This window comes from Stenotrophomonas sp. P2112 (assembly GCF_041897515.1).
Taxonomy (GTDB): Bacteria; Pseudomonadota; Gammaproteobacteria; order Xanthomonadales; family Xanthomonadaceae; genus Stenotrophomonas; species Stenotrophomonas sepilia.
This window is the reverse complement of the sequence record NZ_CP169216.1, coordinates 3,183,866-3,208,618: the sequence shown is the minus strand read 5'-3', so window position 1 is coordinate 3,208,618 and position 24,753 is coordinate 3,183,866. Positions and strand designations below refer to the sequence as shown.

The 24,753-nt window shown below is 66.8% G+C and carries 21 protein-coding genes and 1 riboswitch; of the genes, 13 read left to right on the top strand and 8 right to left on the bottom strand.

The window, feature by feature from the left end; translation table 11 throughout:
• The first annotated feature begins 138 nt into the window (after positions 1-138).
• The 5 genes from hflK to ACEPA4_RS14915 all read left to right on the top strand — a co-directional run bounded on the left by hflK (position 139) and on the right by ACEPA4_RS14915 (position 4,771).
• Entirely contained in the window at positions 139-1,272 is a 1,134-nt protein-coding gene (gene hflK / locus ACEPA4_RS14935) for an FtsH protease activity modulator HflK (RefSeq protein ID WP_005418335.1), read from the top strand.
• Positions 1,269-2,132 (top strand): protease modulator HflC, encoded by an 864-nt coding sequence (gene hflC, locus ACEPA4_RS14930; protein ID WP_005414169.1) that lies wholly within the window; start codon positions 1,269-1,271, stop codon positions 2,130-2,132. Before hflK ends, hflC begins: the two co-directional genes overlap by 4 nt.
• Positions 2,133-2,199: 67 nt before the next feature.
• A complete protein-coding gene (locus tag ACEPA4_RS14925; RefSeq protein WP_065185447.1) occupies positions 2,200-2,385 on the top strand; it encodes a DUF2065 family protein in 186 nt (61 codons plus the stop codon).
• Positions 2,386-2,677: 292 nt separating this feature from the next.
• The gene (locus ACEPA4_RS14920; RefSeq protein ID WP_374082878.1) at positions 2,678-3,970 is read left to right on the top strand and encodes an adenylosuccinate synthase; all 1,293 of its coding nucleotides are present in this window, start codon (positions 2,678-2,680) and stop codon (positions 3,968-3,970) included.
• A 132-nt stretch (positions 3,971-4,102) separates the two neighbouring features.
• Positions 4,103-4,771: a hypothetical protein gene (locus ACEPA4_RS14915; RefSeq protein WP_374082877.1), complete on the top strand. Its 669-nt coding sequence runs from the start codon at positions 4,103-4,105 to the stop codon at positions 4,769-4,771.
• Here ACEPA4_RS14915 and ACEPA4_RS14910 read toward each other — a convergent pair.
• Both ACEPA4_RS14910 and ACEPA4_RS14905 read right to left on the bottom strand, forming a co-directional pair.
• On the bottom strand, positions 4,701-5,381 hold the full coding sequence (locus ACEPA4_RS14910; protein ID WP_374082876.1) for a M23 family metallopeptidase: 681 nt from the start codon (positions 5,379-5,381) through the stop codon (positions 4,701-4,703). The two genes, ACEPA4_RS14915 and ACEPA4_RS14910, sit on opposite strands and share 71 nt — an antisense overlap.
• Before the next feature lie 4 nt (positions 5,382-5,385).
• Complete coding sequence (locus ACEPA4_RS14905; protein WP_374082875.1) at positions 5,386-6,348, bottom strand: L,D-transpeptidase family protein; 963 nt, start codon at positions 6,346-6,348, stop codon at positions 5,386-5,388.
• A gap of 234 nt (positions 6,349-6,582) precedes the next feature.
• Between ACEPA4_RS14905 and ACEPA4_RS14900 the strand changes: the two genes are divergently transcribed.
• The gene (locus ACEPA4_RS14900; RefSeq protein WP_005418317.1) at positions 6,583-8,709 is read left to right on the top strand and encodes a methyl-accepting chemotaxis protein; all 2,127 of its coding nucleotides are present in this window, start codon (positions 6,583-6,585) and stop codon (positions 8,707-8,709) included.
• 88 nt (positions 8,710-8,797) lie between these two features.
• On the opposite strand, the gene ACEPA4_RS14895 is transcribed toward ACEPA4_RS14900, so the two are convergent.
• Both ACEPA4_RS14895 and ACEPA4_RS14890 read right to left on the bottom strand, forming a co-directional pair.
• Positions 8,798-9,088: a hypothetical protein gene (locus ACEPA4_RS14895; protein WP_032954416.1), complete on the bottom strand. Its 291-nt coding sequence runs from the start codon at positions 9,086-9,088 to the stop codon at positions 8,798-8,800.
• A gap of 14 nt (positions 9,089-9,102) precedes the next feature.
• The gene (locus ACEPA4_RS14890; protein ID WP_231111973.1) at positions 9,103-9,615 is read right to left on the bottom strand and encodes a hypothetical protein; all 513 of its coding nucleotides are present in this window, start codon (positions 9,613-9,615) and stop codon (positions 9,103-9,105) included.
• 167 nt (positions 9,616-9,782) lie between these two features.
• On the opposite strand from ACEPA4_RS14890, the gene ACEPA4_RS14885 reads away from it, so the two are divergent.
• Positions 9,783-10,523 (top strand): serine aminopeptidase domain-containing protein, encoded by a 741-nt coding sequence (locus tag ACEPA4_RS14885; protein ID WP_329889658.1) that lies wholly within the window; start codon positions 9,783-9,785, stop codon positions 10,521-10,523.
• Positions 10,524-10,532: 9 nt separating this feature from the next.
• Here ACEPA4_RS14885 and ACEPA4_RS14880 read toward each other — a convergent pair whose 3' ends face one another.
• Positions 10,533-11,009: a hypothetical protein gene (locus tag ACEPA4_RS14880; RefSeq protein ID WP_164229807.1), complete on the bottom strand. Its 477-nt coding sequence runs from the start codon at positions 11,007-11,009 to the stop codon at positions 10,533-10,535.
• 22 nt (positions 11,010-11,031) lie between these two features.
• Positions 11,032-13,113, bottom strand: a complete 2,082-nt coding sequence (locus tag ACEPA4_RS14875; protein WP_164229806.1) for a catalase — start codon at positions 13,111-13,113, stop codon at positions 11,032-11,034.
• A gap of 114 nt (positions 13,114-13,227) precedes the next feature.
• Here ACEPA4_RS14875 and ACEPA4_RS14870 point away from each other — a divergent pair, with 114 nt between their 5' ends.
• From ACEPA4_RS14870 to ACEPA4_RS14860, 3 genes are all read left to right on the top strand, one after another.
• Positions 13,228-13,950 (top strand): AraC family transcriptional regulator, encoded by a 723-nt coding sequence (locus ACEPA4_RS14870; protein WP_005418296.1) that lies wholly within the window; start codon positions 13,228-13,230, stop codon positions 13,948-13,950.
• Positions 13,951-14,032: 82 nt separating this feature from the next.
• The gene (locus tag ACEPA4_RS14865) at positions 14,033-15,400 is read left to right on the top strand and encodes an amino acid permease (RefSeq protein ID WP_061478840.1); all 1,368 of its coding nucleotides are present in this window, start codon (positions 14,033-14,035) and stop codon (positions 15,398-15,400) included.
• A 186-nt stretch (positions 15,401-15,586) separates the two neighbouring features.
• Positions 15,587-15,997 carry a VOC family protein gene (locus ACEPA4_RS14860; protein ID WP_005418291.1) on the top strand — a complete coding sequence of 137 codons (411 nt, stop codon included), beginning with the start codon at positions 15,587-15,589 and terminating at the stop codon, positions 15,995-15,997.
• Between the two features lie 93 nt (positions 15,998-16,090).
• Here ACEPA4_RS14860 and gcvP read toward each other — a convergent pair whose 3' ends face one another.
• Entirely contained in the window at positions 16,091-18,958 is a 2,868-nt protein-coding gene (gene gcvP / locus ACEPA4_RS14855) for an aminomethyl-transferring glycine dehydrogenase (protein WP_374082874.1), read from the bottom strand.
• A gap of 62 nt (positions 18,959-19,020) precedes the next feature.
• Positions 19,021-19,123, bottom strand: a riboswitch (glycine riboswitch).
• A gap of 299 nt (positions 19,124-19,422) precedes the next feature.
• Here gcvP and ACEPA4_RS14850 point away from each other — a divergent pair.
• From ACEPA4_RS14850 to ACEPA4_RS14840, 3 genes are all read left to right on the top strand, one after another.
• Positions 19,423-20,649: a multidrug effflux MFS transporter gene (locus tag ACEPA4_RS14850; protein ID WP_374082873.1), complete on the top strand. Its 1,227-nt coding sequence runs from the start codon at positions 19,423-19,425 to the stop codon at positions 20,647-20,649.
• A gap of 144 nt (positions 20,650-20,793) precedes the next feature.
• Positions 20,794-21,690 (top strand): siderophore-interacting protein, encoded by an 897-nt coding sequence (locus ACEPA4_RS14845; RefSeq protein WP_065178232.1) that lies wholly within the window; start codon positions 20,794-20,796, stop codon positions 21,688-21,690.
• Positions 21,691-21,759: 69 nt separating this feature from the next.
• Entirely contained in the window at positions 21,760-22,152 is a 393-nt protein-coding gene (locus tag ACEPA4_RS14840) for a hypothetical protein (RefSeq protein ID WP_005418286.1), read from the top strand.
• A 103-nt stretch (positions 22,153-22,255) separates the two neighbouring features.
• On the opposite strand, the gene ACEPA4_RS14835 is transcribed toward ACEPA4_RS14840, so the two are convergent.
• Entirely contained in the window at positions 22,256-24,220 is a 1,965-nt protein-coding gene (locus ACEPA4_RS14835) for a M2 family metallopeptidase (RefSeq protein ID WP_164093579.1), read from the bottom strand.
• Positions 24,221-24,753 lie beyond the last annotated feature (533 nt).

Below are 24,753 nucleotides of genomic sequence, written 5' to 3'. Positions count from 1 at the left end.
TCGAGGAAAACGCCACCTTACCCCGTTGCCCCCCTTTCGATCCTGCCGATCCGCCCCATCTTGTATGATCGGTAATGGTTTCACGGCTGGCGCCGCGGGAAGGGCCCGCGCCGCAGCCCACATCTTGATGGAGCGTGCATGGCCTGGAATACACCCGGCGGCAACAAGGGCGGACAAGGCCCCGAGGACAATCGACGCGGGCCGTTCGGGTCACGCGGCGGTGGCAATGGTGGTGGCTGGGGCGGTTTGCCCGGGCCGCTGAAGGACCTGTTCGACGGCGGCATCGTGCGTTGGGTGGTGGCGGCCGTGGTGCTGCTGGTGCTGTTCTCCAGCTTCCAGTTGATCGGCGAACAGCAGCGTGGCGTGGTCCTGCGCTTCGGCCAGTTCTCGCGCATCCTGCAGCCCGGTCCGAACTTCAAGCTGCCGTGGCCGATCGAATCGGTCACCAAGGTCAACGCCACCGAGATCAAGACGTTCTCGATCCAGGTGCCGGTGCTGACCCGCGACGAGAACATCGTCAACGTCTCGCTGAACGTCCAGTACCGCATCGACGACCCGCAGCAGTACCTGTTCGGCACCGTCGATGCCAACCAGGTGCTGGAGCAGTCGGCGCAGAGCGCGGTGCGCGAGGAAGTCGGCCGTGCCGACCTCAACGCCGTGCTGAACAACCGTGGCCCGCTGGCCGTGGCCGCCGAGGAGCGCCTGCAGGCACTGCTGAAGGCGTTCAAGACCGGCCTGACCGTGACCGGCCTGACCCTGCAGGACGCCCGTCCGCCGGAAGAAGTGAAGCCGGCCTTTGACGAGGTCAACGGTGCCCAGCAGGTCAAGGAACGCCTGATCAACGAGGCCCAGGCCTACGCTGCCAAGGTCGTGCCGGAAGCCCGGGGCCAGGCCTCGCGCGCCCGTACCACCGCCGAAGGCTACAAGCAGGCCGTGGTGTCCAAGGCCGAGGGTGACGCGCAGCGCTTCAGCCTGTTGCAGGCCCAGTACAAGGACGCCCCGGAAGTGACCCGCAAGCGCCTGTGGCTGGAGACCGTGCAGCAGGTGCTGAGCGAGAACCGCAAGGTGATCGGCGGCGATGGCCGCCAGCTGATCTACGTGCCGATGACCGGCGATACCCGTCCCACCACCTCGGCCCCGGCCGCAGTGGCGAACCCGGACGTGGTGATGCCGTCGCTGCCGGGTGCAGCGGTGGAAGCTTCCCGTGATCCGGGCCGGCCGGTGGGCCGCCCGACCGGGCGACCGAGCGGCCGTGAGGAGGGCAGCCGATGAAGAGTCCTATCTGGATCGCCGTGATCGTGGCGGTGGTGCTGGGCCTGCTCGGCTCGGTGTACGTGGTCCGTGAGGACCAGACCGCCATGGTGCTGAACCTGGGCAAGGTGGTGCGTTCGGACATCAAGCCGGGCCTGCATTTCAAGGTGCCGGTGGTGGAAACGGTGAAGGTCTTCGACCGCCGCTTCCAGGTGCTCGACACCGCGCCGGCGCGCTACTTCACCGCCGAGCAGAAGGACGTCAGCGTCGACTTCTTCGCCATCGGCTACATCTCCAACGTAGGTGACTACTTCCGTGCCACCGGCGGCGATCCGCGCATCGCCAATGCCCGCCTGGCACCGATCATCACCGACTCGCTGCGCAACCAGATCAACTCGCGCACCCTGCAGCAGCTGGTGTCCGGCGACCGCAGCGAGCTGATCGCCGAGCAGCTGAAGGGGATCAACGAGGCGGTGGCCGGCCTCGGCATGCAGATGATCGACCTGCGCATCAAGCAGGTGGACCTGCCGACTGACAGCCAGGTGATCAACGACGTGTACGAGCGCATGCGCGCCCAGCGCAAGCAGGAAGCGGCCAAGCTGCGTGCGGAGGGCGAGGAGCAGTCGCTGACCATCCGTGCCCAGGCCGACCGCGACAGCACCGTGCTGATCGCCGAGGCCGAGCGTGATGCACAGCGCCTGCGCGGTGAAGGCGATGCCGAGGCGGCCCGCATCTACGGCAAGGCTGGCTCGGCTGATCCGTCGTTCTATGCGTTCTACCGCAGCCTGGAGGCCTACCGTGGCTCCATGACCGACGGCAATGGCGTGATCGTGCTCGACAAGAACGACCCGTTCCTGCAGTACCTGAAGAACGACCGCTGAGGTCGCAGGGCACTACCCCACGGGGCCCGGCCAGACGCCGGGCCCCGTGCTTTTTCCGGAGTCCCCCATGAAAGATCTGTTCGCCGCCGTCTGCCTGGTCGCGGTGCTGGAAGGCCTGTTCCTGTTCGTGGCGCCGTTCGCCTGGAAGCGCACGGCCGAGCGCCTGCTGGACCTGCCCAGCCCGGCCCTGCGCAGCTTCGGCGGGCTGGTGCTGCTGGCCGGCCTGAGCCTGCTGTGGTGGGCGCGCCACTAGCAGGGTAGTGCCGGCCGCTGGCCGGCAACCTGGGATGCCGGCCAGCGGCCGGCACCACCGGGCGGGACGGCTGACCGGTGGGTGAAGCCGTCCGTCGGAAAGGTGGCAGCGGACCCCGGAAACCCGGATAATGCACAAAAGCCGGACGGGCCTCCCCGTTCGGCTTTTTCCGTGTCTGGGCCTTCCATCGCCGGCCGCTCCCCGTCTGGAGCCGCCCTCCAGGTGCTGGCCAGCCCCGCCACGGTTTACCCGTCCGCGGCCCCGATGGCCGCAACAAATCGAGGAGCCCGTCATGGGTCAGTCTGTCGTAGTGTTGGGTGCCCAGTGGGGCGATGAAGGCAAGGGCAAGATCGTCGATCTGCTCACTGAGGAAATCGGCGCCGTCGTGCGCTTCCAGGGTGGCCACAATGCCGGCCACACCCTGGTCATCAACGGCAAGAAGACCGTCCTGCACCTGATCCCGTCGGGCATCCTGCGTGACGACGCGCTGTGCCTGATCGGCAACGGCGTGGTGATCTCGCCGGCCGCGCTGCAGAAGGAAATCGCCGAGCTGGAAGCCTCCGGCGTGGAAGTACGTTCGCGCCTGAAGATCTCCCCGGCCGCGCCGCTGATCATGCCGTACCACATCGCCCTGGACCAGGCGCGCGAATGCGCTGCCGGTGGCAAGGCGATCGGCACCACCGGCCGTGGCATCGGCCCGGCCTACGAAGACAAGGTGGCGCGTCGCGGCATCCGCATCGCCGACCTGCATTACCCGAAGCAGCTGGAAGAACTGCTGCGCACCGCGCTGGATTACCACAACTTCGTGCTGACCAAGTATCTGAACACCGATGCGGTCGACTTCCAGAAGACCTTCGACGAAGCGCTGGCCTTCGGCGAATACGTGCAGCCGATGAAGTCCGACGTGGCCGGCATCCTGCACGACCTGCGCAAGCAGGGTAAGCGCGTGCTGTTCGAAGGCGCGCAGGGCGCGCTGCTGGACATCGACCACGGCACCTACCCGTACGTCACCAGCTCCAACACCACCGTCGGTGGTGCGCTGGCCGGTTCCGGCGTCGGCGCCGATTCGATCGACTACGTGCTGGGCATCGCCAAGGCCTACGCCACCCGCGTCGGCGGCGGCCCGTTCCCGACCGAACTGGACGACGAAGTCGGCCAGGGCATCCGTGACCGTGGCGCTGAGTACGGTGCCTCGACCGGCCGCCCGCGTCGTTGCGGCTGGATGGACATCGTCGCACTGAAGCGCGCCGTGGCCATCAACGGCATCAGCGGCCTGTGCATCACCAAGCTGGACGTGCTCGATGGCATGGAAAAGCTGAAGGTCTGCATCGCCTACGAATACAACGGCAAGCGCACCGAATATGCTCCGCTGGATGCGCAGGGCTGGGAAGAGTGCACCCCGGTGTACCTGGAGTTCCCGGGCTGGAGCGAGAACACCCACGGCATCACCCAGTGGGACGAGCTGCCGCCGGCGGCACGCGCCTACCTGCGTTCGCTGGAAGAACTGGCCGGCTGCCCGATCAGCATCGTTTCGACCGGCCCGGACCGCGACCACACCATGGTCCTGCAGGATCCGTTTGCCTGAGTGAGAGACCGGTAGCGCTGGGCCCTGCCTGGTGTTGCTGAAGGAAAAGCCCCGCGCAAGCGGGGCTTTTTCGTTTTCGGTACTGTGGCGGCACAGCCGGCAGGGCAGCGCAGCGATGACGGAGACTTCGGTATGAAGGGCGAGACGGTCGCACGGGTGACTCTGTGGCTGCTGTGGAGCCTGTGGGCGCTGGCCTGCATCGTGCTGGTGCTGGGCGCGCTCGCCAATTACCTGGCTTCGCGCACGCAGACCCTGCCGCTGGTGCTGCAGCCGGGCGCGACCGCCGAGATCACGGTGTACCGCTTCATCGACGACCCGCTGCGACTGCGTCTGCGTTATGCGGATGACGGCGCCGATCCGGCGGTCGATCCCGAGCTGCGCCTGCGCGCGGAAACCCCAACCGATCGCACCGAGTTCCGCGCGGAGAGCCGCTCGGCGGTGACCGATCCGGAGATCCATCGCGCACTGGAATCGGTCGAGCGAGACCGGGTCGCCGCCTCGTACTTCGGCTACGGCCGCAGTGACGCACTGCCGCGAGGCCGTTCCTCGCTGCGGCTGACCGTGCTGGAGGTCGATCCGGCGTTGGCCGGCCGTGCGGCCTCGGTGGACCTGCTGCCGCCGATGGACGTGCTGAAGCTGACCGACCTCGACTACCTCTGGCTGTGGCCGTTCTTCTTCTGGAAGATGGCGGCGCTGTTGCTGATGATTCCAGGAGCTGCGTTGGCCGTCTTTACTGTGGCATTGCGACGCTGGCAGCGCCGGGCATCATCGCTGCCGACTTCAGCAGTGGATAGGGATTGATCGACTCTCCCTTCCACCACTGCTTCTCTGGCCCCAGCACATGCACCTCGAAATGCAGGTGCGGGGCATGGGCGCTGGCGTTGCCCGTGCTGCCGACGTAGCCGATCACCTCGCCGCGCCTGATCACCTGCTTTTCGGCCAGGCCATCGGCATAGCGCTGCAGATGCGCGTAGTAGTAGCACCAGCGTCCACCGGGCTCGAACTGGTAGATCGTCAGTCCACCGCGCTCGCTGTCGAACAGTTTTTCCACCGTGCCATCCGCCACCGCCAGTACCGGCGTTCCTGCATCGGCCATGATGTCGATGGCATCGTGTACGCGGCCCTCGCTGCGTGCATCGGTGAAGGTATCGCGCAGCTGCGAGGGCAGGATGCCCTGCACCGGCAGCAGCAGGCCGGACGGGGCATCCGGAGCCTGCGCGGCCGGCGGCGCAGTGGAGGCGGGTGGGGCTGTTGCACCTGGCGCTACCGGTTCCGTCACCGGCGCGGCGGCCACCGTCGATGGCGCTTCCGGCAGCGCGTCGGCCACAGGCTCATCCATATCGCGGTGCAGCCACCAACCTGCACCCAATCCCAGCAGAACACCGAGCACAATCAGTTGCGGAAGACGCATCGACTCACTCCTGCATCACGACAGGCACCGAGGTGTCCACTGCGTCGGCCACGCGCAGTGCATCCCAATTGGTCATGCGTACGCAGCCATGCGACTCGGTCTTGCCCACGTGGCCGGGTTCAGGCGTGCCATGCAAGCCGTAATGCGGCTTGGACAGATCGATCCAGACCCGGCCGACCGGATTGTTCGGGCCGGGCGGCAGCGTGGCTTTCTTTTCCCCCTTGCGGGCATCCCAGAACAGCTTGGGGTTGTAGTGGAACGGCGGGTCGCGGTACACGCCCAGGATTTTCCATTCACCGATCGGCAACGGGTCGTGCTGGCTGCCGGATGACACCGGCACCTGCGCGATCAGCTTGCCCTGCGCGTCCAGTAGCTGCAGCGTGGAGTCGGATTTGTCGACCACGATCCTGGCGGCCTTCGGCAATGCGGCCGGGGCGATGTTGGGGACCTGGATGCGGCTGCCAGCCCTGGTCAGATCCACGCCGGGATTGAGCATCTTCATCAGCTCTGGGGACGCGTGGAAGCGCTCGCCCAGGGCTTCTTCCACACTGCTGTAGCCCAGCGATTTCAGCTTGGCCTGGTCGGCGGGTCCTTTCGCTATCGGCTGGAACGGGCCGGCGACATCCTCAGAAGTCAGCGTGTAGCTGGCCAGCGGCGTGATCGTATCGGCCTGCAGAGCCTTCCAGGTGGCGTCGTCCAGCTCACCCGTTACGGTCAGGCCGTGTGCCGCCTGGAAGCCTGACACCGCCCGCCGCTGGTTGCTGCCTACCTCACCATCAATCTGGCCCGGAGAGAAGTTCGCACGATCCAGCAGCACCTGGGCATGCAGTGCGGAGCGCACTGCGGTGTCCGGGCCAGCCTTCTCGGCAATGGGGGCGGGCAGGTTGGGCGGCGGCGCCTGCGCGAAGGCCGGCGACGCCAGCAGCGAGATTGCGAGCAGGGTGGATCGAGACACAGATGAGCGCATTGGGATCTCCAGCAGGTACGCCGCCACCTTGCCCGCAGGCGGCGCCGAGCCGCCGTGAAAGGGATCTGATGCCCGCATGAGCAGGCATGTCATTGCGGCCGGTTGCCAGCGGCAGGTGCCGCTGGGGACGGGGGCTCACCAAGGTGAACGGTGGCCGACGCCGTCGATGGGCGGCGATCAAGATTGCCTGCCGTGCCGCCGATAAGCCCACATCCCCCCGTTTTGGATACCCCCATGAACTACTTGAGGAACGTCAGGGTTGCCTGGCGTCTTGGGCTGGGCTTTGGCCTGTTGCTGCTGCTGGTTGCCGCCGTAGTGGCCACCGGCGCCACCGCCAGCGTCGTGCAGAAGCGCGCGATGCAGCAGGTGGTCGACGTCAGCGTGGCCAAGGTGCGCCTGTTGTCGCAGATGCTCGACGCCAACAACCAGATGATGGTGGTGCGCCGCGAGATGCTGATCCGCCAGGGCGAAGACCGCGGCAGCGATGAGAAGCGCATTGCCGATCTGGTCAAGCGCTATGAGGCCAGCTGGGCCGCCTACCAGGCGCTGCCAGGCGATGCGGAGGGCAAGGCCATCGCGGAAACCATCGCGGCCAAGCGTGCCATCGCGCGCCCGCTCAACAAGCAGACCAGCGAACTGATGGAGCAGGGCGACTACCCGGGCGCCGTGGCGCTGACCTTGGGTCCGGTGCAGGAAGCCGCCAACGGCTGGAACAAGGCGCTGTCCGATGGCGTGGACTTCGAGGAGAAGGAAAGCCGTGAGGCTGCCGCCGAGGCGATCCGCCTGGGCGAGCGCAGCCTGCTGCAGCTGCTGGTGCTGGGCGGCGTCGCGTTGCTGGTGGGCATCGGTGCCTCGGTGATGATCGGCCGCAGCCTGACCGGTCCGCTGGCGCGCGCGGTGAACCTGGCCGAGCGCCTGTCCAAGGGACAGCTGGACCAGGAGTTCCGCCTCGGTGGCCGCGACGAGCTGACCCAGCTGGGCGAGGCGATGGCCAGCGTGCGCCAGAGTGTGCAGGCGGCGATCGGCGCGCAGTTGCAGATGGCCGAGCAGCACGAGGCCGGCGCAATCCGCTATCGCATGGACGCCAGCGCGTTCCCCGGTGATTTCGGCCGCATGGTGCAGGCCACCAACAGCCTGGTCGAATCGCACGTGCAGGTGGAACTGCTGATGGCCGAGGTGATGCAGCGTTACGCCATGGGTGACCTCAGCCGCGACCTGCCGGACTACCCGGGTGAGAAGGGCACGCTGACCCGCACCCTGGCGGCGGTGAAGCAGAGCCTGATGGCGATCAACGCGCAGATCGATGAACTGGCCCGCGCCGCACGCGCCGGCGATTTCAGCATGCGTGGCGATGCCGCTGCGTTCCAGTACCAGTTCAAGACGATGGTCGAGCACCTCAACGGCATGATGGCCAGTTCGCAGGCCAGCATCGCCGATGTTTCCGACGTGCTGCGCGCGATCTCGCATGGCGACCTGACCGCACGCATGGAGGGCGAGTACGACGGCGTGTTTGCGCGCATGCGCGACGATGCCAACACCACCACCGCGCAGCTGACCGGCATTGTCCGCGGCATCCAGGTGGCTGCCGACAGCATCAACAACGCGGCCCAGGAACTGGCCGCCGGCAACAACGACCTGTCGCGCCGCACCGAGCAGCAGGCCGCGAATCTGGAAGAAGCGGCCGCGTCGATGGAGGAGCTGACCTCCACCGTACGCCAGAACGCCGAACTGGCGCGTCAGGCCGACAGCGAAGCGCATGCCGCCGGTGCCGCCGTGCGCGAGACCGAGCAGGCGATGGCACAGATGGCATCGGTGATGGGCGAAATCGATCAGTCCTCGGCGCGCATCTCGGAAATCTCCACGGTGATCGACGGCATCGCGTTCCAGACCAACATCCTGGCGCTGAATGCCGCAGTGGAAGCTGCGCGTGCAGGCGAGCAGGGCCGTGGCTTTGCCGTGGTCGCCAGCGAAGTGCGCACACTCGCGCAGCGTGCCGGTGTCGCCGCCAAGGAGATCAAGGAACTGATCGAGGACGCCGCTTCCAAGGTGAAGAGTGGCCTGGCGGTGACCGTTGAATCGGAAGCCGCGATCGCACGCGTGGCGCAGGCCAGTTCGCGCACCACCCAGCTGATGAGCGACATCGCAGCGGCCAGCAAGGAGCAGGCCGCCGGCATCGAGCAGGTCAACCAGGTGGTGGTGCAGATGGACCAGGTGACCCAGCAGAACGCCGCGCTTGTGGAAGAAGCCACTGCCGCGAGCCGCGCGCTGGAAGAACAGGCGCATGCACTGACCACGTCAGTGGCGGTATTCCAGCTGGAGCAGGGGCCGCGCATGCCGGTCATGCCGGCGCGGGCGGCGTAAGCGACCTGTAACTGGATACTGGAAGGCGCCCTGCCTGCGATGTCCCGCATGCAGGGCGTCGATGCACCCACCGGAACGATGCCGCGGGCTAGCGCCCGCGCGCTGAGCGTTCGATCAGCCAGCCGGCGGCGTACAGCAACAGCAGTGTTGGCGGAACCAGCACTGCATATGCGGTCGACCAGGGTTTGCCACGCAGCAGGCCGCCTGCGCCGATGGCATCGAGTGCGGCGGACTGCAGGGTGATGGGGAGCGCCATCAGGATATAGGTACCCTTCGGGTCCCCTTCCGACTGCGCGCCGTGAACCAGCCATGCGGTCAACAGCAGGTAGACCACGCAAAGCGCAAGACCGGTCCAGCTCAGGAGTCGCCGCATCTTCATCCGCATGCCCCGGTTCAACGGACGTCGAAGCGGGCCTGCAGCGGCAGGCTCACCTTCCGCAGCAGATCCCGGACCACCACCTGCGCAGTCCACGTGCCTTTGGGATCACCGGCCTCGGCGACGAACTTCAGGTGCAGGTTGGTCATGTACAGCAGGTTTGGCGGGCCGGTCAGGGCGGCGGTGAAACAGGGAACATCGCGTTCGTCGATACTGGTACTGCCGTCCGGGCGCAGCATGCGCAGATCGCAGTGCACCTTGGGTACGCGGTTCTCGTCCAGTTGCGGGTTGGAGAGGAATGTCAGCAGGAACAACTCACCGCCCAGGTGGACTTCGTTGGCCTCGTTGAAGCCGGGAGTGGTCTCCGGCGGGGTCTCCCACTTGGCCCGCCAGTCGGCATCGGAAGTGACCAGCAGCGATGCCGCGAAGCCGCCGCTGGATTTCATGGCATCGGTCTCCGTCAACGCCTTGCCATCCCCATTTATCCAACCATCGCTGGCGGAGCTGTTCAGTGGCAGCATCATGGCCATCATGGCCAGCGCGCAGGTCCATCGCATCAACGGCTCTCCCGGGTAGCCGCGTCCCGCGGCAGAGCGGGTAGTATTGCCCAACATTGGCCGGCAAAGCAGCAGGACAGCCGGAGCAGGGGTTCCGTTGCCTGCCGATGTGGGTGATGCTTGCCGGCAAAGGAGGTGGCATGGGAATCGGGAGCGAGGAAACGCCGATCTGTTTCCCTGCATCGGCCGCGCCGCAGCACGTGCTGATGCTGCCCGGTCTGGATGGCTCCAGCAGGCTGTCGCCCCCGTTCCTGTCGGCACTCCAGGCTTACGGTCTGACAACGCAGGCGATCACGCTGCCCGCGCAGGGACCGCAGGATCACGCCACGCTTGCCCAACGGCTGTGGTCGCAGCTGCCCAGTCGTCCCTTCATCCTGCTCGCCGAGTCTTTCTCGGGCCCGTTGGCTGTTGAACTGGCCACGCGCCATCCCACCGGGCTGCGCGGACTGGTGCTTGCAGCGACCTTTGCGCGTCGGCCGGTGCCACTGCCGGCAGTCAGCGCAGCCCTGCTGTCGCCGGCCTGGCCGCTGCCTCCCGTGGCATTGCTGGCGCGCCTGTTGCTGGGGCCGTGGTACACCCGCGGGCACACGTCGATGCTGCGCGATGCGTTGGCCAGGACTCCGACGAGCACGTTGCGGCAACGCGCCGCAGCGACCCTGCGGGTCGACGTGCGTGCATTGCTGCCAGCAATCCAGGTGCCGACGCTGTGCCTGCACGCGTGCCACGACCGCCTGCTGTGGCCGCCCAGCGTGGCCGAGCTGCAGGCCCTGTTGCCCGATGCCCGCCATGTGTCGTTGGAGGGGCCACATCTGCTGCTGCAGGCGCGTGCCGACGCAGCTGCAGCCGAAGTGGCCGCGTGGATGAGGACGTTGCCGCGTTGAGCGATGCGCTCAGCTGCGGGCGCGGGTACGTGCCGCTTTCCTGGCCGCCACCTTGCGCACGGTCTTCTTCGCCGCACGGGTCTTGGCCGCCTTCTTCGCTGCAGCACTGCGCGAGGCGGCTGTACCGGCCTTCTTGACCGCTGTCTTCTTTGCGGCCTTCTTGGTGGCGGTCTTACGAGCCGGTGCCTTCTTTGCCGCCGCCTTCTTCGCAGGCGCCTTCTTCGCGGCCGTCGCCTTGGTCGTGGCCTTCTTTGCGGCTGACTTCCTGGCAGGCGCCTTGCTGGCCGCCTTCTTGCTCGCCGCCTTCTTCGTGCCCTTGCGTGCGCTGCCGCTACGTTTGCCGCCACCGTCCTGCTTGTTCACGGTGGCCCAGGCGATGCGCTCGGCGGTGCCTTCACTCGCGCCGCGCTCGCGCTCGCTGTCCTCGATGTGCTCGGCCTGGCGCTTCTGTTTCCCGGTATATGCGGATTTGTCACCACGGGGCATGACGGTTCTCCTGTTGTAGTGGTCAGGCCAGCAGGCGCAGCTTGGGCTCACGCGCCCACTGGCGGGTGGCGGCGACTGCCAGGAAAGCCTTGGCGTCTTCCGCTTCGACGATGCCGGCATCGTTGCCGACCCGCGCCGCCTTCAGCAGCGTCTGGCCGCCTGCGTCGCTGGCGATGGCCTTCAGGTGCGCCCACGCCTGGCTGACGAATTCGACGGCTGCACTCTCTTTCGACAAGGCCTTCGCGGCTTCCGGGCTGAGCACCACGGCCACCGCATCGAACACAGCCGATGGCGTGCCCGCCAGTTGCCCATCCGCCGCCTGCATCGCCCCATCGCTCAGCGTGGCGCCTCCCACTTTTGGTGCCACCAGCTTCACCTCCGCACCTGCCTTCCGAGCGGCCTTGCTCAGGCTGGCGATCACGCGGGCATCGGAGCCCTCATCGAACAGGACGCCGATGCAGCGACCCTGCAGGATGGGCTTGTTGCGCCCGATCACGCGCACCTCGGGAGCGGGGGGCATGTCCCGCACCGGGGTAGCAGTCGGCGCCGCGTCGGGCAGTGCAGGCAACGCCAGACCATCGGCCACGCGCCGGGCCAGCGATTCGTCGATGTTGCGCAGGTGGCTGACGGTGCGCACCCGCACCTTCAGCGTTTCCACCTTGGACAACTCGAAGACCAGCGCCGATGCCAGGTGCGCCTGCTCCGGCTTTTCAAGGCTGCGGAAGAACATCCGGGCCTGGCTGTAGTGGTCGGCGAAACTCTCCGCACGCGTGCGGCCCTTGCGGCCATCGTCGGCGCTGGCATGGCTGCGGAAACCGGCCGGTGTCTCGCGCGGGGTGTCGTCCTGCAGCGAGCTGGGATCGTAGGCCACGCGGCCCTTGGGCACCTGCATCTGCATGTGGCCATCGCGCTGATGATTGGCAAACGGGCACTTCGGAGCATTCACCGGGATCTGGTGGAAGTTCGGGCCGCCAAGGCGCAGCAGCTGGGTGTCCAGGTAGGAGAACAGGCGGCCCTGCAGCAGCGGATCGTTGCTGAAATCGATGCCCGGCGGCACGTTGGCCGGGCAGAACGCCACCTGTTCGGTCACGGCGAAGAAGTTGTCGGGCCAGCGGTCCAGCACCATGCGCCCGATCACCTGCAACGGCACAAGCGATTCGGGAATGATCTTGGTCGGGTCCAGGTGGTCGAACGGAAATGCCTCGGCCTCCTCTTCCGTGAACAGCTGTACCGCCAGTTCCCACTCGGGGAAATCACCTCGCTGGATGGCCTCGAACAGGTCGCGGCGATGGAAGTCATTGTCAGCCGATTGCAGTTTCAACGCTTCGTCCCAGACCGTTGACTGGATGCCCAGCTTTGGCCGCCAATGGAACTTGACGAAGGTCGACTCGCCCGCCTCGTTCAGCAGGCGGAAGCTGTGCACCCCGAAGCCTTCGATCATGCGCAGCGAACGCGGAATGGCGCGGTCGCTCATCGCCCACATGATCATGTGCATCGACTCGGGCATCAGCGAAATGAAGTCCCAGAAGGTGTCATGGGCCGAAGCCGCCTGCGGGAACGCACGGTCTGGTTCCATCTTCACCGCATGCACCAGGTCCGGGAATTTCATGGCGTCCTGGATGAAGAAGACCGGGATGTTGTTGCCGACCAGATCCCAGTTGCCTTCCTTGGTATAGAACTTGACCGCGAAGCCGCGCACGTCGCGCGGAGTGTCCACCGACCCTGCGCCACCGGCCACGGTCGAGAAGCGGGTGAACACGGGCGTCTTCACGCCTACCTCGGTCAGGATGCGCGCCCGGGTGTGGGCGGCCAGAGACCGGGTCAACTCGAAGTAGCCATGTGCCGCGCTGCCACGTGCGTGCACGATGCGCTCGGGAATGCGTTCGTGATCGAAGTGGGTGATCTTCTCGCGCAGGATGAAGTCTTCCAGCAGCGTGGGTCCTCGAGGTCCCTGCCGCAGGGAGTTCTGGTTGTCTGCCACCGGGATGCCCTGATCGGTGGTCATCGCCGGGTGGCTGCCGCCGGCGCGCGGGTGCAGTTCATCGCCGTTGCCGCGGGGGTGGTTTTCGGTTGCGCGCTTGCCGGTCGGCTTGCTGGCGGCCATGGGGGGGAGGCTCCGGATCATCAAGGGAACCACGACACTGGAACCGAACCCGTTAAACCCAGGTCCGGCAAAGGTGAACGTACGGGCAAAAGCAGGCTCGGGTATGCTTGCCCCATGCGAGTCGAGCCCGCCGACATCGAAGCCCTGTTCGACGCCATCCCGGATGTGCTGTTCTTCATCAAGGACCGCCAGGGGCGGTATACCCACGTCAACCAGACCATGCTGCGACGGCTGGGCCTGCGCGCACGCAAGGACGTGATCGGGCGCACAGCGGCCGAGATCTACCCGACCGGCCTCAGCGCGGACTATGTCGACCAGGACGCCCGCGTGCTGTCCGGCGAGGTGATCGAGAACCTGATGGAGCTGCACCTGTTCGCCAACCGCGAACCGGGCTGGTGCCTGACCTGCAAGCGCCCGTTGCTGGTCGATGGCGCCATCGAGGGCCTGATCGGCATTTCCCGCGACCTGGGCCAGAAGGACAGCCTGGGCGCCCAGTACGAGCAGCTGCGGCTGGCCCTGGCCCACCTCAACGCGCACTACGCCGAGAACGTGCGCATGCAGACCCTGCTGGACATCACCGGCTTCTCGCTGTCCAAGCTGGAGCGCAGTTTCCGCAAGGTGTTCCAGATGACCCCGCAGCAGGTGCTGACCCGGCTGCGGATCCAGATGGCCATGCACCTGTTGCATGGCGACGACAGCATTGCCTGCATCGGCCAGGCCTGCGGTTTCAGCGACCAGAGCGCCTTCACCCGCAAGTTCAAGGCTGAAACCGGTTTCTCGCCGCGCGCCTATCGCGCCCGGATCGGCGGCAACGTCGGCGAGCCCGCACTGGCCTGAGCCCCCTGCTGCGCTGTGCCTATCCCCGCGGGCCTGGGACAGGGTAAGGTGTCGCCCCTGTAGCCCGCCGCCAGCCCCGCCGATGCCCAATTCGATTCCGACCGCTTCGCCGTCCCGCCTCGGACATTCGCTCAAGCCCCGCCAGCTGATCATGATGGGCCTGGGCAGTGCCATCGGCGCCGGCCTGTTCCTCGGCTCGGGCGTGGGTGTGCAGGCGGCCGGTCCGGCGGTTCTGGTCTCGTATCTGGTCGCTGGCGCGCTGGTGATCATCGTGATGAACGCACTGGGCGAGATGGCGGCGGCCAAACCGACCAGCGGCGCGTTCTCGGTGTACGCCGCCGATGCCATGGGCGCCACCGCTGGCGCCACGGTCGGCTGGTTGTGGTGGGTGCAGCTGGTGATCGTGATCGCCGCCGAGGCGGTCGGTGCGGCCGGGTTGCTTGCCACCGTCTGGCCGGTGGTGCCGGTGCCGATGGCTGCGTTGGCCTTCATGCTGTTCTTCACTGCGATCAACCTGCTCGGGGTGAAGAACTTCGGCGAGTTCGAATTCTGGTTCGCCATCCTGAAAGTGGCGGCGATCCTGGCCTTCATTGCCATCGGCGTGGCACTGCTGATGGGCTGGCTGCCGCAGGTCACCTCACCTGGCCTGAGCAACTTCACCGGACACGGCGGTTTCGCACCGAAGGGCCTGGCCGGGATCGGTGCGGCGCTGCTGGTTGTCGTTTTTGCCTTCGGCGGCACCGAAATCGTCGCCGTTGCGGCGGCCGAAACCGAAGATCCCGAACGCAGCATCGCCCGTGCCATCCGTACCGTGGCCTGGCGCATCCTGGTGTTCTACATCGGCTCGCTGAGCGTGATCATCGCCGTGGTGCCGTGGACCAGCGAGGCGCTGAAGTCGCCGTTTGCCGCCGTGCTGGACATTGCGCGCATTCCGGGCGCAGGCACCGCCATCACCCTGATCGCGGTGATCGCGCTGCTGTCGGCACTCAATGCCAACCTCTACGGCGCCTCGCGCATGATGTATTCGCTGGCGCAGCGCCGCGAAGCGCCGGCCGTGCTGGGCTGGACCGATCCGCGGCAGGTGCCGGTCATCGCCGTGCTGGCCAGCGTGCTGTTCGGCTTTGCGGCCACGGTGATGGAGCTGCTGTTCCCGGACCGGGTGCTGCCGGTGCTGCTGAACATCGTCGGTTCCACCTGCCTGCTGGTGTGGACGCTGTCGCTGGTTTCGCAGCTGGTGCTGCGCCGCCGCGCCGATCGCCTGGGTACCCGGCTGCCATTCCGCATGGCCGGTTTCCCGTGGCTGACCTGCTGCGCGCTGGCGATCCTGGCGCTGATCTTCGGCCTGCTGCTGAGCGAGGCGCACACCCGCCTGCAGTTCCTGTCGATGGTGGCGCTGACCGCCACCATCGCCGCCGGCAGCGCCATCGCCCGGCGCATGCGCGAGGCGTGACTGAAGCTGTAGAGCCGACCCTACGGTCGGCTGCGGTTGCTGTAGTTTCTGTAGAGCCGACCCTGTGGTCGGCTGCTGTTCGCGTAGTCGCCAGCCGAGCGCGGGTTCGGCTCTACAGCCGGCATACATCCGCCGTGCCATCCTGATCGTGTGGGCCGCCAGCGGCCCGTCGACCAGGAGTACCGCATGCTGCGCAGCCGTCCCTTCCTGATGTTCACCGGCCAGGCCGAGGCCGCGCTGGCCCTGTACGCCGAAGCCTTTGCCGATTTCCGCCTGCTGGCCCTGCAACGCCACCCCGAGGGGGCCGGCGCCGGCGTACCCGGACAGGTCCGCCAGGCCATCTTCCTGCTCGGTGGCACCCATTACCTGTGCTTCGACAGCCTGGATGTGCACGACTTCACCTTCAGCCCGTCGATCTCGCTGTTCGTCGAGTGTTCCGGTGCCGAGCAGTTCGAGCGTGCGGCACGCGTGCTGGGCGAGGGCGGCCATTGGTTGATGCCGGTGGGTGATTACGACTTCAGCAACCGCTATGGCTGGGTGCAGGACCGCTTCGGCGTATCGTGGCAGTTGAGCCTGGGACAGATGCCGGACCCGTGATCGGGTAACTGTGGGTGTGGACCCTGGTTCACACGCCCTCATGAAAACGGCCCGCTTGCGCGGGCCGTTTTTCTTTATCGATGCAGTGAGGAATCAAGCCTCGACTTCATCATCCTTGTAGGCATCGACCGGGATGCAGGCGCACATCACGTTCTTGTCACCGTACACGTTGTCGACGCGTGCCACCGGCGGCCAGTACTTGCTCTGCTTCAGGCTGGCCAGCGGGAAGGCGGCCAGTTCGCGCGGGTAGGCGTGGGTCCACTCGCTGGCGGTCACCGCGGTGGCGGTGTGCGGCGCGTTCTTCAGCGGGTTGTCCTCGCGGTCCAGGCGGCCGTCTTCGATCGCGCTGATTTCCTCTCGGATCTGGATCATCGCGTTGATGAAGCGATCCAGCTCGTGCAGCGACTCGCTCTCGGTCGGTTCGACCATCAGCGTGCCCGCGACCGGGAAGCTCAGGGTCGGGGCGTGGAAGCCGAAGTCGATCAGGCGCTTGGCGACGTCCTCGGCGCCGATGCCGCTGGTCTTCTCCAGCGGGCGCACGTCCAGGATGCACTCGTGCGCCACCAGGCCGTTACGGCCGGTGTACAGGGTCTTGAAGTGCGGAGCCAGGCGCTTGGCGATGTAGTTGGCGTTGAGCTGCGCGACCTGGGTGGCCTTGCGCAGGCCTTCGCGGCCCATCATCGCGATGTACATCCAGCTGATCGGCAGGATCGAAGCACTGCCGAAGCTGGCCGCGCTGACCATGCCGACCGGGCCGTTGTCACCCAGCTTGCCCGGCAGGAACGGGGCCAGGTGCTCCTTGACCGCGCACGGGCCCACGCCCGGGCCACCACCGCCGTGCGGGATGCAGAAGGTCTTGTGCAGGTTCAGGTGCGAAACGTCCGAACCCCACTTGCCCGGCTTGGCCACGCCGACCAGGGCGTTCATGTTGGCGCCGTCGGTGTACACCTGGCCGCCGTGCTTGTGGATGATCTCGCAGATCTCGACCACCTCTTCCTCGAACACGCCGTGCGTGGACGGGTAGGTCATCATGATCGCGGCCAGGCGGTCGCTGTACTTCTCGGCGTTGAGGCGGATGTCCTCGACGTCGACGTTGCCGTTGGCATCGGTCTTGGTCACCACGACCTTCATGCCGCACATCTGCGCCGAGGCCGGGTTGGTGCCGTGCGCCGAGTCCGGGATCAGGCAGATGTCGCGGTGGCCTTCGCCGCGCGAGCGGTGGTAGGCGCGGATCGCCAGCAGGCCGGCGTACTCGCCCTGCGCGCCGGAGTTCGGCTGCAGGCTGACCGCGTCGTAGCCGGTGCATTCGACCAGCATCGCTTCCAGCGTGTCGATCAGTTCCTTGTAGCCCAGCGCCTGGTCGGCCGGCACCAGCGGGTGGATCTGCGAGAACTCCGGCCAGGTCACCGGGATCATCTCGGCGGTGGCGTTGAGCTTCATGGTGCACGAACCCAGCGGGATCATCGTGCGGTCCATCGCCAGGTCCTTGTCGGCCAGCGAACGCAGGTAGCGCAGCAGTTCGTGCTCGCTGTGGTGGGTGTTGAACACCGGATGGGTCAGGAACGCGGACTGGCGCAGCAGGCCGGCCGGCAGCGCGTCGGCGGTGCTGGCGTCCAGCGCCTCGACGTCAGCCTGCGCGCCGAACACGGCGGCCAGCGCGACCACGTCGGCGCGGGTGGTGGTCTCGTCCAGGCTGATGCCGACCGAGTCGCTGTCGATCGCGCGAAGGTTGTAGCCGGCGGCGCGTGCCTTGGCGTGGATCTCATCGGCATGCACGCCGGTGATGTGCAGGGTGTCGAAGAAGTCGCCACCGACCTGCACGCCGGCGTTGCGCAGTGCCGCAGCCAGGATCGAGGCCAGGCGGTGGGTGCGCCGGGCGATGCGGGTCAGGCCTTCCGGACCATGGTAGACCGCATACATCGAGGCCATCACCGCCAGCAGCACCTGTGCGGTACAGATGTTCGACGTCGCCTTCTCGCGGCGGATGTGCTGCTCGCGGGTCTGCAGGGTCAGGCGATAGGCCGGGTTGCCCTGGGCATCGACGGAGACACCGATCAGGCGGCCCGGCATCGAGCGCTTGTAGGCGTCACGGCAGGCCATGAACGCGGCGTGCGGGCCGCCGAAGCCGAACGGCACGCCGAAACGCTGGCTGTTGCCGACCACGATGTCCGCGCCCCATTCGCCGGGAGCGGCCAGCAGGGTCAGCGCCAGCAGGTCGGTGGCCACGGCCACCAGGCCGCCGCGTGCATGCACGGCCTCGACCAGCGCCTTGTAGTCGCCGACCTGGCCGAAGGTGTCCGGGTACTGCAGCAGCAGGCCGAAGGCTTCCGCTTCCAGTGCTTCGGCCGGGGTGCCGACGCGCAGCACGATGCCCATCGGTTCTGCGCGGGTACGCAGCAGTTCCAGGGTCTGCGGGTGCACGGCGTCGTGCACGAAGAAGGTGTCCGACTTCGACTTGGCCGAACGCTTGGCCAGGGTCATCGCTTCGGCGGCGGCAGTGGCTTCGTCCAGCAGCGAGGCGTTGGCGATCTCCATGCCGGTGAGGTCGGCGCACAGGGTCTGGAAGTTGATCAGCGCTTCCATGCGGCCCTGCGAGATCTCGGCCTGGTACGGGGTGTAGGCGGTGTACCAGGCCGGGTTTTCCAGGATGTTGCGCAGGATCACGTTCGGGGTGTGGGTACCGTAGTAGCCCTGGCCGATGAAGCTGCGCAGCACGGTGTTCTTGTCGGCGATCGCGCGGATCTTCGCCAGTGCCTGCACTTCGGTCATCGACTCCGGCAGCGCCAGCGGCGCCGGCGACTTGATCTTGGCCGGCACGATGGCATCGGTCAACGCATCCAGCGACGCGTGGCCGACGACGTCGAGCATCTGCGCGATCTCGGCATCGTTGGGGCCGATGTGGCGCTCGACGAACGCATTGTGGTGCTCGAGCTCACGCAGGGAAGGGGTGTTCTGGGACATGGCGAAGGATCCGTCAGGAAAGGGCACACGCACGGGCACAAGCCGCCGGTCGGCGGTCTGCGGGGCGCCCCTCTGTCCTTTTGCCTGAGAGTTTGGAAGCGCGGAAAACCGCGGCTTCGTGCCCCTTCGGCGCCGGATCGAACCGGTCTCTCCAGAGTTCTGTTACGGGTGGTATCGGGCCTGAGCGATTACGGGCGTTGCGCCTTCGGCAGCGGTGTTCCGCTTCTCCCACCGTGTTGCCCGCCGATTATAGCCCGTTGCGGGCCCGCTGGCCGTCTACGGGCCTGGCCGCTGCGCCTGAATGGCCGATGGCCCGGACGTGCGTTTTGTGCATCGCTGCATGGCATCAGGCGCAATCCCCACCTATGATGGCCAGATACCCGAATTCATCTGGCGCCCTCCCTGCAGACAGGGACCGGCGCCCGCCGTGCGTGCCACGCATGGCCCTGCCGGACGCCTTTCCCATGACCGCCGCTGTTGCTCCCTCCACCCGCCGCATGGCCCTGCTGCTTGCCGGCCTGGCCATGTTCGGCCCGTTCTCGATCGACACCATCTTCCCGGCCTTCCCGCAGCTGGCCCGGCGCCTGGCGGTGGACGAGGTGGCGGTGCAGCAGACCATCAGCGTGTACCTGCTGTTCTACGGCCTGATGAGCCTGGCGCACGGCCCGCTGTCCGACGCCTGGGGCCGCAAGCGGGTGATCCTCGGTGGACTGGTGGTGTTCGTCGGCGCCTCGGTGGGCTGCGCACTGTCCACCGACCTGACCACGCTGCTGGCCTTCCGCGCGCTGCAGGGCCTGTCGGCGGGTGTCGGCATGATCGTCGGCCGCGCGGTGATCCGCGACCTGTACCACGGCCATGACGCGCAGCGGCTGATGAGCCAGGTGTCCATGCTGTTCGGCATCGCCCCGGCCATCGCGCCGATCATCGGTGGCTGGATCCTGCTCAGTGGCGCGGGATGGCCGCTGATCTTCTGGTTCCTGGTGGTGTTCGCGCTGGTCCTGCTGGCGGCCACTGCACGCTACCTGCCCGAGACCCATCCGGTCGAAGCGCGCGTGCCGTTGTCACCGCGCGCGTTGATGCGTGATTACGTGCGCATCGGTTTCAATCCACGCTTCCTGCGCCTGGCGCTGGCCGGCAGCATCGGCTTTGGTGGAATCTTCCTGTACATCTCCTCGGCGCCGGTGTTCGTGATGCAGCACCTGCACCTGGGCGAGGGCGGGTTTGCCTGGTTGTTCATCCCGACCATCGGCGGCATGACCATCGGCTCATTCCTGTCCGGGCGCATGGCCGGGCACACCACGCCCACCCGCCAGGTCTCCATTGGTTTCGGCCTGTGCGCATTGTCGGTGCTGTTGAACGTTGGCTACGTGGTGCTGTCGCCACAGTTCGTACTGCCATGGGCGGTACTGCCGATCTTCCTGGGGGGCATGGGCATGGCGCTGATCTTCCCGATCCTGGCGCTGGCGGTACTGGACATGTACCCGCATCAGCGCGGCCTGGCCTCGTCGCTGCAGGCCTTTGTGCAGCTGATGATCAGCACCGTGGTGGCCGGCGTGGTGTCACCACTGCTGAGCGGTAGCCCGCTGCACCTGGCACTGGGCCAGGCGGCGTTCTTCGGCGCCGGTTTCGTGTTCTGGTACTGGGAACACCAGCGCGAGCGTGCGGCGCAGGCAGCCTGCACGGGTCACTGAGCAGCGCGCAGGGGTAGGGCGGGCCACGATGCCCGAAACACTTGCGGCAGGGAACGGCCGGACTAGGCTGGGCACTCCAGCCAGCCGGTGCGTGGATGCACGACAGCCAGCCGATCCGATGTCGTTGCATGAGGTTTCCCCCAAATGGCTGCGCAGCAGACCTATCGCCTGTTCGAGGTGGCGCTGAAGGAGCGCCGCGTTCTTTCCCCTTCCCTGGATCGCATGGTGTTCACCGGCGCCGACGTGGCGCGGATGAAGACCGAAGGCCCGGACCAGCGCATCAAGGTGTTCTTCCCCTTGCCTGGCCAGGACCTGCCGCAGGTGCCCTGCGGCGAGGACTGGTATCCGCGCTACCGGGCGCTGCCGGACGATCAGCGCCCGCCGATGCGCACCTACACCATCCGCCAGCTGCGTGCAGAGCTGGGCGAGGTTGATGTTGATTTCGTGCTGCATGGCGAGACCGGGCCGGCCTCACGCTGGGCCATCCATGCACGCCCCGGCGACCGTGTGGTGTTGCTGGCTCCCGATGCCGACTGCGCCGACAGCAGCGAAGGTTGGGAATGGAGGCCGCCGGCCGGCGTCGGCCAGGTGCTGCTGGTGGCCGATGAAACCGCGTTACCGGCGGTGGCTGGCATTCTTGAGGAACTGGCGGCCATGGTGGATCCGCCGCGTACGCTGGCCTTGCTGGAAGTGGCGCAGGCCGGCGACGCGGTGCCGCTGAAGGCACCGGCTACCGCCGAGCTGGTCTGGCTGCCGCGCGGGCGCGCGGCGTACGGGGCGCCGCTGTTGCAGGCGGTGCAGGCGCGGCTGGCAGCCGCCTCGAGCGTGGCCGCTGGCGACGAACTGGAAGAGATCGACGTTGACGCGCAGATCCTCTGGGAACAGGCCGATGCCAGCGTGGCCGGGCCGCTGTATGCCTGGGTGGCAGGCGAGGCGGGGGCGGTGATGGCGATCCGTCGCCATCTGGTCCGCGACTGCGGGCTGGACCGCCGCGCGATCACCTTCATGGGCTACTGGCGGCACGGCAAAGTGCTGGATTGAGGGGCTGTGAAGCGGCGTGGCGGGTGGGGTGCGCTATCCTTGCGCCCCCCCTCGCAGCGGTATTGCACCATGTCCACCAGCTCCAAGACCCGCCGCGACCAGCGCCGTCGCCAGGAAAAGCAGGCCGCCAACAAGGCCGCTGCCCAGGCCTCGCCGGTGGAGCCGCATGCCGAACTGCGCGACGCGCAGCGCACCCTGCTGGCCGGTGTCGTGCGCCGCGACGGCGAATGGGTGCTGGGCATGGACGGCCGTATCGCCGGCCACAGTGACTCCGCCGCACAGGTACTGGCGCTGATCATGCAGGCCGGTGAACTGCACGAGCGCAACGGCACGCCGGTGCGCCTGATGTACTCCGATGCGCTGCGCGATGCCGCGCACGCCGAAGCGAAAGAGAAGGGCCAGACCTTCGAGGAATTCAAGGCGGAACTGGCCGCGGCGATGGCGGCGAAGAAGGACAGCTGACAGGCATTCCGGAAAAGCCGGCCGCTGGGTCTTCATCGCGTAGCTGCCGGCCAGCGGCCGGCGCTACAGAAAGGGGCGGATCCTTGCGGACCCGCCCCTTTTCTCATTTCGCCGCCGGGGCGGCGTTGGCCTGCCAGCCACACATCTGGCCTTCGTTCTGCTGCTTCAGCCACTCGTTGACCGGAGTGAAGTACTCGATCATCGGGCCGGCATCGAGCTTGTCGGTGCCGGTCAGCTCCTTCAGCGTGGCCTGCCACGGCTGGCTGGCACCCTTGCTCAGCATCGCCCAGTATTTCTGGCCGGCTTCCTTGTTGCCGTAGAAGGTGCACTCGTGCAGCGGGCCCTTGTAGCCGGCTGCATCGCACAGGCCCTTGTAGAACTGGAACTGCAGGATGCGGGCCAGGAAGTAGCGGGTGTACGGGGTGTTGCCCGGCACGTGGTACTTCGCGCCCGGATCGAAGAATTCTTCGCCACGGGTGCTGGCCGGGGCCACGCCCTGGTACTTGGCCTTCAAGTCCCACCACGCCTTGTTGTAGTTGTCGGCGGTGATCGAACCATCGAACACGCCCCAGCGCCAGCGGTCGATCATCAGCCCGAACGGCAGGAACGACACGCCCGACAGCGCCATGCGCATCTGGTTGTTGATGACCGCTTCGCGGCTCTCGGTCGGTGCATCGACCAGGCCGATCGAGCTGAGGTACTTGGGCGTCATCGCCAGCACGATGGTGTCGCCGATCGCCTCATGGAAGCCATCGTTGGCACCGCCCTGGAACAGCGGCGGCAGCGGGTTGTAGGCCAGGTCGTAATAGATGTGGCCCAGCTCGTGGTAGATGGTGGTGAAGTTCTCTTCGTTCGGCTTGATGCACATCTTGGTGCGCACATCGCCTTCCATGTTCATGTCCCAGGCGCTGGCGTGGCAGACCACGTCGCGGTCGTCAGGCTTGATGAACTGGGTCTTTTCCCAATAGGACTGAGGCAGCGACGGCATGCCCAGCGACACGTAGAAGTCCTGCGCGCGCTCGGTCATCTGCTTGGCGGTACGCAGTTCGGCCTCACGCTGCGCCTTGTACTGGGCGGCCACGTTGGCGTCCTTGCCGGCCTTGGCCAGCGCCGCGCTCAGGTTGGTCTGGTACTGCTTTTCCAGTGCCGCGGTGATGTCCAGGCTGCCGGCGCCGGGGTAGGGTTCCAGCTGGTCCCACAGGTTCGACCAGTCCTGCTGCCACATGTTGCCGAGCAGGTGCGCGGCGATCAGGCCGTTGCCCACTTCGGCCTTGTCCTTGCCGTAGGTCTTGTCCAGCTTGCCGCGTGCGTAGCAGTGCAGCTGCTCGTACATCGGCTTGACCTGTTCCCACAGGCGATCGGTTTCCGGGCCGATCTGCTCCGGCGGCATGTCGTAGCCGCTGCGCCACATCTGGCCGGCGTCGGCAAAGCCCATGCCCTTGGCGCCTTCGTTCACCAGGCCGACGAACTTCTGGTAGTCGCCGCGCATGCTCTTGGTGGTGCTGTGCCAGCCCTGCCAGGCGTCGAGCTGCTTGTCATAGTCGCGGCTGCGCGCCAGCACCTGTTCCAGCTCGCCCAGCTGGCGGCAGGAGTTCGGATCATTGGCATCGGTGCAGTACTTGCCGGCACCGTAGCTGCCTTCCATGCGGGTGGCGATCTGGGTCAGCTCGGCCAGCTTGGCCGGGTCGCGCGGCGCCGGCATCGACGACATCAGCTTCAGCAGGTGGATCGCGCGCTTGCTGTCCTCGCTCATCGGCTTGCCGTCGAACTTGGCGGCCTGTTCGATCCAGCTGTTGAGCTGGGTGAGCGAACGCTCGTTGGCTTTGGCCGCAATGCGTTCCGAATCACCGTTGATGTAGGTGGAGGACAGCCACTGCGCCGAGGTCATCTCCGGGTAAGCGGCCTTGAATTCGGCATTGATGCGGGCCACGAACTGGTCGGCGGTTTCACCGGCCGGGGCGCTGCTGCTGGCGGTATCGGTGCCTGGGGCAGCTTCCTTCTTGCAGGCGGCCAGGGCCAGCGTGGCGGCGGCGATCGCCGAGGCCAGCAGGAGATGACGGTGTTTCACGGGCGGTCCTTGGGTGGTGAACGACGGCCGAAGGCTAGTGGGCCGTCGCTGCCACCGCAAGTGGCGGACGTCAGCCGGGCGGCGCCCGGCACCCGCAGAGGCCAGAGCACAAGCAACAGCAACCGCCGAAGCAACCGCAACAGCGGGGTATCCGTGGGATGGCGCGGCGGTGTGGGCTTGCAGGACACGCCGTAAACCCATCCATGGGGGCTCGATGGCGCCATCCATGGCGCCAACGGTCCTGCAAGCCCACACCGCCCCACGTCTGACAGATCGTGGCGGCTGTTGGTAGGTGTCGACCTTGGTCGACACATCTGTCAGGTATCGACAATCAAAATGGGGTCAGATCCGTTTTCCTCCGGAAAACGGATCTGACCCCAAGATCGTTCCAACAGATCGCGGAAAACTGTCGAAGGCGGGGTGGGTCCGGTTGCGGGGGCGTGAGCCGCATGGATGCGGCGACCGAGCTTACATGGACGTACTTGCAGCGTACCCCGCAACCGGACCCACCCCGCCACCCCTCAGGAAACCCG